Consider the following 14,413-nt stretch of genomic DNA (forward strand, 5'->3'; position numbering starts at 1 on the left):
ACGTCAGGCCGAGGGGCGCCCGGTACTCTTGCGTACGATGAGCTGTGTGCTGAGGGTCTGCCGACGCACCCCACCCTCTCCCGCCAGGATATTCAGCAGCATGCGCATCGCCTGCTGACCGATCTCGTGACGGGGCTGGCTGACGGTGGTCAGCTCCGGCTCGCAGTACTCACTGAAGCCGATGTTGTCGAACCCCACCACCGAGAGTGCCTCGGGCACGCCAATGCCGAGCTGACGGGCCGCCTTGAGCACACCGATGGCCATCTCGTCGCTATGGCAGAAGATCGCACTGGGCCGCGCAACCCTGTCCTCCAGCAGTGCCAGCCCCTGCTGGTAGCCCGAGCGAAAGCCGAAGTCGCCTTCCACCACCCGCACCGAGCTCGACAAGCCCCGGGCGGCCAGCGTGTCACGATAGCCACGGGTCCGATCGCGGCAGATAGGGTTGTCGGCGGGGCCGGAGACCGAGGCGATACGCTCGTGGCCCAGCGAAACCAGGTAGTCGATGGCGTGGGCCGTGGCCTGGTAATTGTCGATGGCGACGGTCGGCAGGTCGATGTCGGAGAAGAATTCGCAGGCCATGACCAGCGGCGAATCCACACGGGCGTCGGCGTGGCTGACCAGCGCACGAGGAATATCGGAGGTCAGCAGGATGATGCCGTCGGCCTGGTTGGTCGGCAGCAGGTTGAAGTAGGCCTCGGCCCTGGCCGGGTCGCGCTCGCAGTCGCCGATCAATACCTGGTAGCCGGCCTGGTGGGCCACCTCCTCCATGCCGTTGATGATCTCGGAGAAGAACGGGTTGGAGATGTCGGGCAGCAGCGTGACGATCGTTCGCGACTCGGCGCGGCGCAGGTTGCGTGCCGCCACGTTGGGGGCATAGCCGACCTCGGCAATGGCACGCGCCACGCGCTGCCGCGTGGCCTCCGTGACCTTTTCCGGGCTGGCCAGCGCCCGTGACACGGTGGCCGTGGAACAGCCTGCCGCCTTGGCAACGTCCTTGATGGTGGGCATGGAGAGAGTTCGCTTGGCTGCTGGCTTGGCTTTTAGCATAACGTGGTCGTCCCGCCGCGGTAACGCCGTGGCCGGCACCGCCCCGCCACGCTCATCCTATTGTGAGTTGGCCATCCTTGGAATGTAAAGCTTTACACCAGGGTGAAGAATGCCGAGCTCCTCTCGTGCGGGCTGCGTGAGCGTCATTCCCGTCCATCTTTAGTCTAAGCCCCCTTCCCTCTCAATGAGCCCTTATGCGGCCACCGAGCCCGTAGCCAGCGCATTTCCTTCGCCTCTACAGCCGCCATCCATTGCTTCGATAACCTCAGCCATTGCCTTGACCCTCATTGACCTTGCTGCTGCAATGTAATCCATTACATCCGCAGACATCGTCTAACGGGCTTGCCGCCCGCACCGACAAGACCGACAAGCGAGGTACTCGATGAAGACCATCAAGGGGCCGGCCCTGTTCCTGGCCCAGTACGCCGGCGACGAGCCCCCCTTCGACAGCCTGGAAGGCATCGCCCGCTGGGCCTCCGGGCTGGGCTTCGAAGGCGTCCAGATCCCCACCTGGGACAAGCGCCTGTTCGATCTGGAGCGAGCCGCCGAGAGCCTGGCCTACTGCCAGGAGATCCAGGCCGTTCTTGCCCGGCATGGCCTGGTCGTCACCGAACTCTCGGCCCACCTGCAAGGGCAACTGGTGGCGGTGCATCCGGCCTACGACAGCCTGTTCGACGGCTTCGCCCCAGCCGAGCTGCACGGCAACCCCGAGGCGCGCCAGGCATGGGCAGTCGAGCAGCTCGAACTCGCCGCCCGCGCCAGCGCCAACCTGGGGCTGAATGCGCTAGCTACCTTCTCCGGCTCGCTGCTGTGGCCCTACTTCTATCCTTTTCCGCAGCGTCCTGCCGGCCTGGTCGAGGAGGGTTTCGCCGAGCTGGCCAAGCGCTGGCGGCCGATTCTCGACGTCTGCGACGGCGAAGGGGTCGACCTCTGCTTCGAGATCCACCCCGGCGAGGATCTGCATGACGGCGCCACCTTCGAGCGCTTCCTCGCCGAGGTCGACGAGCACCCGCGCTGCTGCATTCTCTACGACCCGTCGCACATGGTGCTGCAGCAGCTCGACCATCTGGCCTTCCTCGACCGCTACCACCCCCGCATCCGCATGTTCCACGTCAAGGATGCCGAGTTCCATCCCTCCGCCCAGCAAGGCGTCTACGGCGGCTACAGCTCCTGGGTGGAGCGTGCCGGGCGCTTCCGCTCGCTGGGCGACGGCCAGGTGGACTTCAAGGGCATCTTCTCGCGCCTGGCGCAGTACGACTTCGAAGGCTGGGCAGTGATCGAGTGGGAATGCGCTCTCAAGCATCCCGAGCAGGGGGCCGCCGAGGGAGCCCGCTTCGTTGCCGAGCACATCATCCAGGTGACCGACCGCGCCTTCGACGACTTTGCCGACGCCGGCACCGACCGCCAAGCCAATCGCGCCCTGCTGGGACTCGACTGACCCGAGGAGACCGCACATGAACGCAACATCACGCAACGAGACGACGCGACGACTGCGGCTGGCCATGGTCGGCGGCGGCCAGGGCGCGCTGATTGGCGGCGTGCATCGCATCGCCGCGCGCATGGACGATCGCTTCGAGCTGGTGGCCGGCAACTTCTCGTCGCAGCCCGAGCGCAACCGGGCCACGGCCCGAGAGCTGGGCGTGGCCGAGGCGCGCTGCTATGCCGACTACCAGGCCCTGCTAGCCGGCGAGTGCGCGCGCGATGACGGCGCCGAAGTCGTCGCCATCGTCACGCCCAACCACCTGCACTTCCCAGCGGCGCTGGCCTGCCTGAAGGCGGGCAAGCACGTGATCTGCGAGAAGCCGATGACGCTGGGCGTCGACGAGGCGCAGCAACTGGCAGCCGCCGTCGACGCCAGCGGCAAGCGCTTCGTGCTGGCGCACAACTACGTCGGCTACCCCCTGGTCCAGCATGCCCGCGAGCTGGTGGCACGCGGCGAGCTGGGGCGCATTCGCAGCGTGCAGGTGGAGTATGTCCAGGAGTGGCTCAGCGAGGCGCCGGGGCTCGACAACCGCCAGGCCGCCTGGCGCCTGGACCCGGCCAGGGCCGGGGCGGCGGGTTGCCTGGGCGATATCGGCGTGCACGCCTTCCACCTGGCCCAGTTCATCAGCGGCCAGCGGGTGAGCGAGGTCAGCGCAGAGCTGTTCAACGCCGTGCCGGGACGCGAACTCGACGACAACGTCCACGCGCTGCTGCGCTTCGCCGACGGCGCCCGCGGCATGCTGTGGGCCAGCCAGACCGCCCCCGGCTTCGAGAACGGGCTCAGCATCCGCGTAGTGGGCGAGAAGGCCAGCCTGCGCTGGGCGCAAGAGTCGCCCAATGAGCTCCACTTCGCCCCGCTCGACGGTCCGGCCCAGCGCCTGACGCGCCGCGACGACCGCCTCGGCGCCGACATCGCCCGTGGCATTCGGATTCCCGGCGGTCACCCGGAGGGCTACCTGGAAGCCTTTGCCAACCTCTACCAGGCGCTCAGCGACGGCCTCGACGAAGGCCTCGAAACGCCCTGGCTACCGGGCGTGGAGGATGGCGTCGAGGGCATGCGCTTCATCGCCGCCACGCTCGCCTCCAGCCGCGCGGCGGGCGCCTGGACCTCGCTGCAGGACGTGGGAGACGTGCCATGAGCCATCCGGTCCTGCGCCTGGAAGGGATCGGCAAGGCCTTCGGCCCGGTCACGGTGCTCGAGGACATCGCCTTCGATCTCGCCCCTGGCGAGGTATTGGGCATTCTCGGCGAGAATGGCGCCGGCAAGTCGACCCTGCTCAAGATCGTCAGCGGCGTTTATACGCCCAGCGCCGGCCGCGTGACCCTCGACGGACAGACCTTCAGCGCACTCGACCCGATCACGGCCCGCCGCCACGGCGTGGCGATGATCCCCCAGGAATTCAACCTGGTCTCGACCCTGCGGGTCTACGAGAACGTCTTCCTGGGCCAAGAACTCCGCCGTGGCGGCCTGCTCGACCGCGCCCGGATGCGCCAGCGCACCCGCGAAGTGCTGCACTCGCTGGAAGTGGAACTCGACCCGGAGTTGCCCATCGAGCGGCTCAGCGTGGCCGAGCGTCAGATGGTCGAGGTGGCCCGTGTTCTGGTTCACGATGCGCGCATCGTGATCCTCGACGAGCCCACCACGGTGCTGACCGACCGCGAGGTCGCGGTGCTGTTCAAGGTGGTGCGCGCGCTGGTCGCCAAGGGCGTGGCGGTCATGTTCATCTCGCACAAGCTCAAGGAGGTCAAGCAGCTGTGCGACCGACTGCTGATTCTGCGCGATGGTCAGCAGATCGACCTGTGCCAGGCCGCCGAGCTCAGCGAGGAGGAGATGGCCTGCAAGATGGTGGGTCGCGAGCTGTCGCAGCTCTTCCCCGACAAGCGCACCACGCCGGGAACCGCTGCCTTGCGGGTGAGTGGCCTGAGCGTGCCCGGCCTGCTGCATGACATCGGCTTCACGCTGCACCGCGGCGAGGTATTGGGCCTCGCCGGCCTGGTCGGCTCGGGGCGTACCGAAATCGCCGAGGCGATCATGGGCCTGCGGCGCAAGAGCAGCGGCGAGATCGAGCTGGACGGCAAGCCGCTGGCCATCGACTCGCCGCGCGCAGCCCATGCCAACGGCCTGGCCTATCTCTCGGAAGATCGCCAGGGCAAGGGCCTGGTGCTGTCGTTCAATGTGATGGAGAACATCACCGCGTTGAGCCTGCCACGCTACGTGCGCGGGCTGATACGCCACCGCGCCGAGCGTCGGCGCGCCGAGGAGTACCAGCAGCGCCTGGCGATCAAGGCGGCGCGGCTCAGCGACCCGGTACAGCTGCTCAGCGGCGGCAACCAGCAGAAGGTGTATCTGGCCAAGCTGCTCGACATCGACCCCGAGGTGCTGATCCTCGACGAGCCCACCCGCGGCATCGACATCGCCACCAAGCAGCAGATCTATCGGCTGATTCGCTCGCTGACCGACCAGGGCAAGGCGGTATTGGTCATCTCCTCGGAGCTGGAGGAGATCATCGGCCTGTGCGACCGGGTGCTGGTGATACGCGAGGGACGCATCGCCGCCGAGCTCGACGACGACCAGATCAACGAACAGGACATCATGCTCTACGCCGCCGGCGCACGTCAGCGCGGCCAGGCAGGGGCCGAGGTACATTGAGATGAACGACGCTTCCAACTCCAAACCGATGGGGCAACTGGGCCTGCGGCGCCTGCGCCGGCTGCCGGTCAACGCCACCATCCTGGCGCCGCTGCTGGCGCTGCTCATTCTTTTCGTGCTCTCGTCGCTCGCCAGCGAGTATTTCCTCAACTCGCGCAATATTTCCAACGTGCTGCGCCAGGTCTCCTACACCGGCATCATCGCCATCGGCATGACCTTCGTGATCATTGCCGGCGGTATCGACTTGTCGGTGGGCTCGATGGTGGCCCTGGTGGGCGTACTGCTGCTCTACGTGGTCAACGCCGTCGCCGACCCCATCCAGGGCGTACTCCTCGGTATGCTGGCCGCCGTGGTCGTGGGTTCGCTGTTCGGGTTGTTCAACGGGCTGCTGGTCACTCGAGGGCGAATGGCCGCCTTCGTGGTCACGCTGGCCACCATGTCGATCTTCCGCTCGCTGGCGCTCTACTTCACCGATGCCGGTGAAGTGACGACCCGCAACCCGCTTTTTTCCGACATTGGCGGCGGTTTCCTCCTCGGCCTGCCAATTCCGGTGTGGACCTTCTTCGGGCTCGCCCTGGCCGCACACGTCCTGCTCTTCCATACGCCCTTCGGGCGGCATGTCTGCGCCGTGGGTGCCAACCCGCAGGTGGCCCGCTACTCCGGCATTCGCGTCGAGCGGGTAGTGCTCAGCACCTTCGTGATCGCCGGGGTCTGCGTGGGAATCTCCGCCATCATGCTGAGCTCGCGGCTCAACTCGGTCAGCCCCAGCGACGCCGGCTACTTCTACGAGCTCGACGCCATCGCCGCGGTGGTGATCGGCGGCACGGCGCTGTCCGGCGGGCGCGGCTCGGTGTGGGGCACGGTCATCGGCGCGCTGATCCTCGGCATCATCAACAACATGCTCAACCTGACCGGTGTCTCGCCCTACCTGCAGGGCCTGGTCAAGGGAGCCGTGATCCTGCTGGCGGTGCTGCTGCAGTACCGACGCACCGGCTGACTGGAATCGATGGCCGGCGGACATGATCGCCGTGCCGTCATCGCTGGGTAAGCCAGCCCATTCGTTCAACCACGCTGCAACGGGAGTGACAACAATGACGATAACACGCGTTCTCAAGCAAACCGTCCTGGCGGGCACGCTGGCGGCCACTTCGATCATCGCCAGCGCCGATGACTACCATATCGGCGTGACCGTACCCTCCGCCGACCATGGCTGGACCGCCGGCCTGCTGTGGTGGGCACAACGCGCCACCGAAGAGCTGGCCGAGCAGTACGACGACGTCAGCTTCACGGTGCTGTCGGCCAGTTCGGGCACCGCCCAGGTCTCCAATGTCGAAGACCTGATGATCCGCGACATCGATGCGCTGGTGATCCTGCCCCACAACCCCGCCACGCTGCAGCAGGTGATCGGCGAGGCCTACGAATCGGGCATCTACACGGTGGTTGTCGACCGCGAGCTGGAAGAGCCGACCCAGAACGTCTTCCTCGCCGGCGACAACCCGGGGCTCGGCGAAGAGGCAGCCCGCTACATGGCCGAGGCACTCGACGGCGAGGGCGAGATCCTGGTGCTCGAAGGCCCCTCGATCCCGATCAACTCCCAGCGCGTCGAGGCCTTCAATGCGGTGATGGCCGACTATCCCGGCATCACCATCCTCGATTCCCAGGCCACCGACTGGAATCCGCAGAAGGCCCTGAGCGTGACCGAGGACCTGCTCGGCAGCAACCCGCATGTCGATGCCATCTGGGCCGGCGACGACGACGTGCTGCTCGCCGCCCTGCGCGCGGTGGAGGAAAACGAGCGCGATGACGTGCAGTTGATCGTCGGCGGCGGTGGCTCGCAGCGGGTCATCGAGATGATTCGCGACGACCATCCGGTGGTTCGCGGCACGGTGACCTATCCCCCCAACATGATCGCCTCCGCCATCGCCCTGGCCGTGCACGGCGTGAAGGGGGAGCGTCTGGGCAACATGTACCACGGCGTGCCGTCGCGGGTCATCCTGGCCGCCGACCTGATCACCGCGGACAACGTCGAGGAGTTCTACCAGCCGGATGCCGCCTACTGAGAAAGCGGCATCGCCGCCGCTCCACTCTGGGAGCGGCGGGCCCCATCAGCCTTTCTTGCGGATCCCCTGCCCCGGCAGCCGTTCGCGGTCGTGGGGGCGCTCGAAGGCGAGCAGCGGCCCCTTCGGCACGATGCGCGTCGGGTTGATGGTGTCGTGGCTGTAGTAGTAGTGACGCTTGATGTGCTCGAGGTCTACCGTCTCGGCCACGCCCGGCCATTGGTACAGCTCGCGCAGATAGTTCGAGAGGTTGGGATAGTCCTCGATGCGCCTGAAGTTGCACTTGAAGTGACCGTAGTAGACGGCATCGAAGCGCACCAGGGTGGTGAACAGGCGCACGTCGGCTTCGGTCAGCCATTCGCCGGCCAGGTAGCGGTTTTCGGCCAGGCGCGCCTCGACGCGGTCGAGCGCCTCGAACAGCGCCGTGACGTGCTTGTCGTAGACCGCCTGCTCGGTGGCGAAGCCCGACTTGTAGACGCCGTTGTTGATGTGCTCGTAGACATCCTCGTTGACCGCGTCGATGGTCTCGCGCAGGTCCGCGGGGTAGAAGTCGAGCCGGTTGTCGGCAAGTTCGTCGAAGGCGTCGTTGAGGATGCGTACCAGCTCGGCGGACTCGTTGTTGACGATCCGCCCCTCCTTCTTGTCCCACAAAACCGGCACCGTGACCCGGCCGGTGTAGTGTGGGTCGGTCAGGGTGTAGAGCTCGCGGTGGTACTCGACGCCGTTGACCGGATCGCCGCTCGAGCCTTCATCCTCGTGGTAGGTCCAACCCTGATCGAGCATCAGCGGACTGACGTGGGACACGCCAAGGATATCCTCGAGCCCCTTGAGTTTGCGCATGATCAGGGTGCGGTGCGCCCAGGGGCAGGCCAGCGAGACATAGAGATGGAAGCGCCCCGATTCCGCCGGCACGGCGCGCTGCCCGTCGGGGCCAGGGCGGCCGTCACGGCTGATCCAGTCGTGCAGCTTGGCCGATTCGCGCACGAACTCGCCGCCATGCTTCTTGGTGTCGTACCACTGGTCGTGCCACTTGCCGTCGATCAACAGGCCCATTGCGTTCTCCATATTCTGTCATTTGGCTAGTGAGAGTAACGCCCCCTGCTTATCGCTCAAGCGCAGTTTTTCCGTTTCTGCCATCGAAAAATGCGAACGATCGCTACCGACCCCGACAGGTACTCGCTACCGCTTCATGCAGCGCGCGGGCCACGGCATGGGTCGCGGGGCCCGCCCGGTCGCGGTCACGAAAGATCATCTGCATGGGCACCTCGCGGTTGCCGCCGGCCGAAAGCGGCAGCGGGCGCAGCACGCCATGTTCTAGATCGCCATGAATGCGCGTCTCGGGCAGCCAGGCGAATCCCAGGCCGCGCCGGACCATGTCGATGGAGGTTTCCAGATGGCTCACCGTCCAGCGCTGCTCCGCCTTGAGCCAGCCGGCATCCATCGACTGGCGCAGCGCCGAGTCGCGCACCACCAGTTGGCGATGCCGCTGCAGGTCGCGCAGGTCGAGTTCGCGATCGAGCGCGTGCAGCTCGTGATCGCGATGGGCCACGGCGATGAAACGGATCGAGACCAGCGGTTCGCCGAGAAAGCCCTGTGCCGCCAGGCCGGAAATGGCCAGGTCGGCGCGTCCGTCGTAGAGCATCTCGATACCGCCATTGAGCACCGTCTCGTGGAGCTGTACGCGAACGTAGGGATAGTCGGCAGAGAAACGGCTCAACGCTGCCGCCAAGGCACCGGTGGGAAAGATCTGGTCAACCGACAGCACCACTTCGGCCTCTAGGCCCTCGGCGAGACGACCTGCCACGTCCTCCAGCGCCTCGGCGCTCTCGATCAACTGGCGCGCCCGGCGCAAGAGCATCTCGCCGGCCTCGGTCAGGCGCACCTGGCGCCCCACCGGCTCCAGCACTCTGACGCCGAGCTGCTCTTCGAGCTTGTGCACGGCGTGGTTGAGGGTCGAGGGGCTCTTGTGGACCGCCTCGGCGGCCCGCGCGAAGCCGCCGTGGTCGACGACCGCCGCAAGCATCTGCCACTGGGCCAGGGTGACACGAGACATATTCGACTTCCTCGAATGAAAGCTGCGAAAGGTTGCGCTTAATCTTCGAAAAATACGGACTAGAATGCCAGTTATCCAGCATTTCAGAACCAACTATGGGAGACCGCATCATGGTCGCCAGCACCAACACTCGCCGCATAGAGAGCCTGATCCAGAGCCACCCGAGCCAGGATGGCGACGGCGTCCACATCCAGCGAATCCACCGCTTCGACGGTGAACTCGACCCCTTCCTGATGCTGGATGAGCTCGGCTCCGACCGGCCCGACGACTATATCGGCGGTTTCCCGCCGCACCCGCACCGTGGCATCCAGACGCTGACCTACATCATCCATGGCGGCATTACCCATGAGGATCACCTGGGGCACAGCAGCACCATCCAGGCCGGCGACGCCCAGTGGATGCACACCGGCCGCGGCATCGTCCACTCCGAAATGCCGCTGACCGACAGCCAGGGATTGCATGGTTTCCAGCTGTGGCTGAACCTGCCGGCAAAGGAGAAGCTGAGCGAAGCTCGCTACCGCGACGTGCGCGGCGGCGAAATGCCGCGCCTGAAAGCAGACAAGGGGGAACTGATCGTACTGGGCGGCAACTGGATGACACAGGCCGGAGAGAGCGTCGCGGGCCCGCTGGACTCCCTGGCGGGCGATGGTGCCGTGGCCCATGCGCGGCTCGAGGCCGGCGGCGAAATGACGCTCGTGGCAAACAGCGAGACGCTGGCCGTCTACGTTTTCGACGGCGCACTGGAGATCGGCGGCGAGAATGTCTCCGCCGGCCAACTGGCCCGGCTGGGTGCGGGAGAGATGCTGTCTCTCGGCAGCCGCGAGGGCGCCCAGTGCCTGGTGCTTGCCGGCACGCCGCATGGTGAACCGATTGCCCACTACGGCCCCTTCGTGATGAACCACATGCACGAGATCGACCAGGCGCTGCACGACTATCGCCATGGCAGCTTCACCGATTGATGCATTCGACTCATTTACCGAATAGGGGTTGTTTCCTCCCTTTTATTCACGTTCAATGACTTTGTTGAACACTGTTCGACAATATTCAGACGGCCTGGAGCCTCATGCGAGGGACTCCGGGCACATCTTGCTGTATGAATGTACAGTCTAGGCAGGCCATATATCATGGGTTAAGGTTCCCGTGCCTTTTTATATTCTTGTCATCTTTTTTTATGGCCGAAACACATGTTGCGAATCCTTCATTCGCTGCCTCGCACGCATAAGTTGTTGCTGTTACCCGTCGCCACCATGGTGACCGTGCTAGGTGCGCAAAAAATCGTTACCGTCGTCGAGAATACCCAGCGACAGGGCCAAGTGCCCGAAACCGTTCTCTTCCCCCTGTCGCCAGAGGCCCACCCAGGCCTCCCCGCCCTCAACAGCGAGCGCTACTCCGTCGCCGATGCCATTGAAATCGCTACCCAGGCCATCGACGCCACCCGTGACTACATACCTCTCTCCCAGTTGAAGCCCAGTGAAGTCGTCGATCTTTCCGGGGTCACCGTGGCCCAGGCAGGCCAAGCGGCTTCCTCGACTCCAGCCGCTGCCGAGTTCGATGCCGCTACTGCTGCTGCTCGCCCCGTCATGACCGGCGACAGCGGCATCGAACTGGTAACGGAGCTGGACCCCGGCGCCCTGCACATGGCCATGGTGATCGGCACCCTGGCCAGCGGCATGCTCGACGATACCTATACCGACGACGAGGCGCTGGCTACCGACGCGACCTCCTACGAGGACTATCCGGACGAAGAGCTGGCGCTGTTCGAGGATGGCCCGATCAACTTCGACCACGAGGTTGCCGCCGCCGAACCTTTCGTGCCGGAGTGGCGCACCTACACCGTGCAGCAGGGCGACACCTTCGCCGTGCTGGCCCAGAACGAACTCGGCCTCGGCTACAGCGAGGCAATGCATCTTCTCGACAGCATGCCCGACAAGCGTCTGCTGACCCACTGGCGGGTCGGCAATACCTTCGAGTATCAGCTCGACGAGCAGGAACGCCTGCTGGCCATGCGTATCATGAAGAACGCCCGCGAAGGCTTCATGCTCGAGCGCGACGAAGACGGTTTCGATGTCGCCACCATCGAGCGCGCCGGCGAAGCCACGCAGCGCTTGTTCGCCGGCAGCGTCAGCGGCAGCTTTGCCCGCTCCGCCCAGGCTACCGGCCTTTCCAGCACCGAGGTGGCACAGGTATCGCGCCTGCTGGAGAAGAAGCTCGATTTCCGCCGCGACACCCGCCGCGGCGACGAATTCCAGGTGCTGATCGAGTCCGACATCATCGATGGCGCCAGCTTCGACTCGCGCGTGCTGGCCATCCAGTATCAGGGCGCCCGTATGGACCTGACGCTGGTGCGCAACCGCGACGACAACAACTTCTACACCCCGGACGGCCAGAGCCTCGACCCCGCCTTCAGTCGCTACCCGTTCGAGGGTAGCTACCGCATGAGCTCCAGCTTCAATCCGCGCCGCCTGCATCCGGTGACCGGGCGCGTCAGCCCGCACCGCGGTACCGACTGGGCGATGCCCATCGGTACGCCCGTTACTGCGCCGGCCGACGGTCGCGTCGAGAAGGTCGGCAACCACCCCATGGCGGGTCGCTATATCGTGGTTCGCCACGACAACGGTTACCGCACGCGCTACCTGCACCTCTCGCGCGCCATGGTGAATCGCGGCGACCGTGTCTCGATGGGCGAACGCATCGCACTGTCGGGCAATACCGGCCGCAGCACCGGTCCTCACCTGCATTATGAAGTCATCGTCAACAACAACGCGGTCGATGCCATGCAGGTCGAGCTGCCGGAGAGCCAGAGTCTCGAAGGCGAAAGCCTGATGGCCTTCCAGCGCGAAGCCGAGCCGCTGCTCGCCGCACTGCGTTCCGGCCAGACCGGTCCGGTGGTGGCCCAAGCCTCGGCCGACGACGAAAGCGACGACGACTGAGCCGACGCGGAACGCATCACGGTACGCCACACGACGCCCTGCTTCTCAGCAGGGCGTCGTCTCTTGAACGGAGCCCTTGTCCACTCAGCCCATGCGCCGCACCGCTCCCGCCCCACCGCCATCCAACGGCAACCGCCTGGCGGCCTTCTTCGGCGTATTCCGCTACAGCCGCCGCGCGCTGACACTGGTATGGCAGACCTCCCGTGCGCTCACCCTGGGGCTCGCGATCTGTACCCTGATCGCCGGCGTACTGCCGGCGGTGGCCGCCTGGATCGGACAACTGATCGTCGACGCCGTGGTCGCGGCCATGGCCCATCACCGCGAGACCGGCGCCGCCCTGACCTTAGAGAACGCCTGGCCGGTGATGCGCTACGTGCTGGCGGAGGCCGGCGTGATCGCCGCCATCGCGCTGGCCCAGCGCGGGCTATCGGCACAGCAGTCGTTGCTGAGGGCGCTGCTGGGGCAGAAGGTCAATGTCATGATCCTGGAGAAGGCGGGCACGCTGTCGCTTACCCAGTTCGAGGATTCCGAATTCTATGACAAGCTCACCCGGGCCAGGCGTGAAGCCTCGACCCGCCCGCTGGGGCTGGTCAACAAGACCTTCTCGCTGCTGCAGAATGCAATTTCACTGGCCAGCTTCGGCGTGCTGCTGGTGCAGTTCTCACCCTGGGCAATCCTGATCCTGGTGATTGGGGCCCTGCCGGTATTCGTCTCCGAGGCCAAGTTTTCCGGCGATGCCTTCCGCCTGTTCCGCTGGCGTTCGCCCCAGACCCGCATGCAGATCTACCTGGAAACCGTGCTGGCACGTGAGGACAGCATCAAGGAGGTCAAGCTGTTCGGGCTGGAACCGCTGCTGCTCGAGCGCTACCGCAAGATCTTCGACGCCCTCTACGGCGAGGACAGGCGGCTGACCATTCGCCGCGAGACCTGGGGTTTCCTGCTCGGTCTGCTCGGCACACTGGCCTTCTACGGCGCCTATGCCTGGGTGGTGGTAGAGACGATCACGGGCACGCTGACACTGGGCGAGATGACCATGTACCTGATGGTGTTCAAGCAGGGCCAGGCGGCGCTGTCGGCCAGCCTCACCTCGATCAGCGGCATGTACGAGGACAACCTCTACCTGTCGAACCTCTACGAGTACCTGGAGCAACCGGTGGCCGCCGAAGGCGGCACCCTCACCCAGGGCATACGGCCCGGCGACGGCATTCGCTTCGAGCACGTCGGCTTCACCTACCCCGGCGCCGAGCGGCCTGCCCTGCGCGACATTTCCCTGCATGTGGCCCCGGGGCAGAGCCTGGCCCTGGTGGGCGCCAACGGCTCCGGCAAGACCACGCTGATCAAGCTGCTCACCCGCCTCTACGAACCCAGCAGCGGCCGTATCCTGCTCGACGGCAGCGACCTGCGCGAGTGGGACGTGGCCACCCTGCGGCGGCGCATCGGGGTGATCTTCCAGGACTTCGTGCGCTACCAGCTCAAGGTGGGCGAGAACCTCGGCGCCGGCGACGTCGAGGCCTTCGCCGACGAAGCCCGCTGGCAGGAGGCCGCCGAGCGCGGGCTGGCCGACGAGTTCATTCGCGACATGCCCGGCGGCTACCACACCCAACTGGGGCGCTGGTTCAAGGGCGGCCAGGAACTCTCCGGCGGTCAGTGGCAGAAGATCGCCCTGGCACGGGCCTACATGCGCGAGAGCGCCGACATCCTGGTGCTAGACGAGCCCACCGCAGCGATGGATGCCGCCGCCGAAGCGGCGGTCTATGCCGACTTCCGCGAGCATCGCCGCGACAAGATGACCATCCTCATCTCACACCGCTTCTCCACGGTGCGCGCCGCCGACCAGATCCTCGTGATCGACGGCGGCGAAGTCATCGAACGCGGCGACCACGAGGGCCTGATGGCGCAGAACGGCCGCTATGCCAGGCTGTTCCGGCTGCAGGCCGAGGGTTATCGATAGGCCCCGACAAAACCCCATCCATTCGTTGACGCTTGTTCAGCGTTTGGCTATAACGGAAGAGTCGCATCGCCGATGCGGCACATACCATCCCCTATCACCATCAAGAGAAGCGTTCCTCATGCGCTGGCTATCCACAGGCTACAAGGCGAATTGGCAACATCGCGTATTCATTAACGCGATGCGTACCTGTTTGCTGCTGCCGTGTGCCAGCCGTCGAAACGACGACACCTGAAGGACGCTGGC

Annotated in this window: 11 protein-coding genes; 8 read left to right on the forward strand and 3 right to left on the reverse strand. The window is 65.5% G+C overall.

All coding sequences use genetic code 11. The features are described from left to right. Positions 1-3: 3 nt before the first annotated feature. A complete protein-coding gene (locus ACRWQA_RS15300) occupies positions 4-1,008 on the reverse strand; it encodes a LacI family DNA-binding transcriptional regulator (protein WP_263583058.1) in 1,005 nt (334 codons plus the stop codon). Between the two features lie 421 nt (positions 1,009-1,429). Between ACRWQA_RS15300 and ACRWQA_RS15305 the strand changes: the two genes are divergently transcribed. The 5 genes from ACRWQA_RS15305 to ACRWQA_RS15325 all read left to right on the forward strand — a co-directional run bounded on the left by ACRWQA_RS15305 (position 1,430) and on the right by ACRWQA_RS15325 (position 7,239). Beyond that, entirely contained in the window at positions 1,430-2,485 is a 1,056-nt protein-coding gene (locus ACRWQA_RS15305) for a sugar phosphate isomerase/epimerase family protein (RefSeq protein ID WP_434228095.1), read from the forward strand. A gap of 16 nt (positions 2,486-2,501) precedes the next feature. After that, positions 2,502-3,668: a Gfo/Idh/MocA family protein gene (locus tag ACRWQA_RS15310; protein WP_434228097.1), complete on the forward strand. Its 1,167-nt coding sequence runs from the start codon at positions 2,502-2,504 to the stop codon at positions 3,666-3,668. Then, positions 3,665-5,179, forward strand: a complete 1,515-nt coding sequence (locus ACRWQA_RS15315) for a sugar ABC transporter ATP-binding protein (protein WP_434228098.1) — start codon at positions 3,665-3,667, stop codon at positions 5,177-5,179. The genes ACRWQA_RS15310 and ACRWQA_RS15315 overlap by 4 nt, the downstream gene beginning before the upstream one ends. Before the next feature lies 1 nt (position 5,180). Beyond that, positions 5,181-6,176, forward strand: a complete 996-nt coding sequence (locus tag ACRWQA_RS15320; RefSeq protein WP_263583054.1) for an ABC transporter permease — start codon at positions 5,181-5,183, stop codon at positions 6,174-6,176. 94 nt (positions 6,177-6,270) lie between these two features. Beyond that, positions 6,271-7,239, forward strand: coding sequence for a substrate-binding domain-containing protein (locus ACRWQA_RS15325; protein ID WP_263583053.1), 969 nt, complete (start codon positions 6,271-6,273; stop codon positions 7,237-7,239). Between the two features lie 45 nt (positions 7,240-7,284). Here the strand turns inward: ACRWQA_RS15325 and ACRWQA_RS15330 are convergent, their stop codons facing one another. Both ACRWQA_RS15330 and ACRWQA_RS15335 read right to left on the reverse strand, forming a co-directional pair. Then, positions 7,285-8,289, reverse strand: coding sequence for a glutathione S-transferase family protein (locus tag ACRWQA_RS15330; protein ID WP_434228101.1), 1,005 nt, complete (start codon positions 8,287-8,289; stop codon positions 7,285-7,287). A 103-nt stretch (positions 8,290-8,392) separates the two neighbouring features. Beyond that, entirely contained in the window at positions 8,393-9,289 is an 897-nt protein-coding gene (locus ACRWQA_RS15335) for a LysR family transcriptional regulator (protein ID WP_263583051.1), read from the reverse strand. 110 nt (positions 9,290-9,399) lie between these two features. Between ACRWQA_RS15335 and ACRWQA_RS15340 the strand changes: the two genes are divergently transcribed. The 3 genes from ACRWQA_RS15340 (at position 9,400) to ACRWQA_RS15350 (ending at position 14,170) form a co-directional block, all read left to right on the forward strand. Then, entirely contained in the window at positions 9,400-10,248 is an 849-nt protein-coding gene (locus tag ACRWQA_RS15340; protein WP_263583050.1) for a pirin family protein, read from the forward strand. 225 nt (positions 10,249-10,473) lie between these two features. Beyond that, positions 10,474-12,219, forward strand: coding sequence for a peptidoglycan DD-metalloendopeptidase family protein (locus tag ACRWQA_RS15345; RefSeq protein ID WP_434228103.1), 1,746 nt, complete (start codon positions 10,474-10,476; stop codon positions 12,217-12,219). A 91-nt stretch (positions 12,220-12,310) separates the two neighbouring features. Further along, complete coding sequence (locus ACRWQA_RS15350) at positions 12,311-14,170, forward strand: ABC transporter ATP-binding protein (protein WP_434228233.1); 1,860 nt, start codon at positions 12,311-12,313, stop codon at positions 14,168-14,170. Positions 14,171-14,413: the final 243 nt, after the last annotated feature.

The sequence above is a fragment of the Billgrantia sp. C5P2 genome (assembly GCF_051062895.2).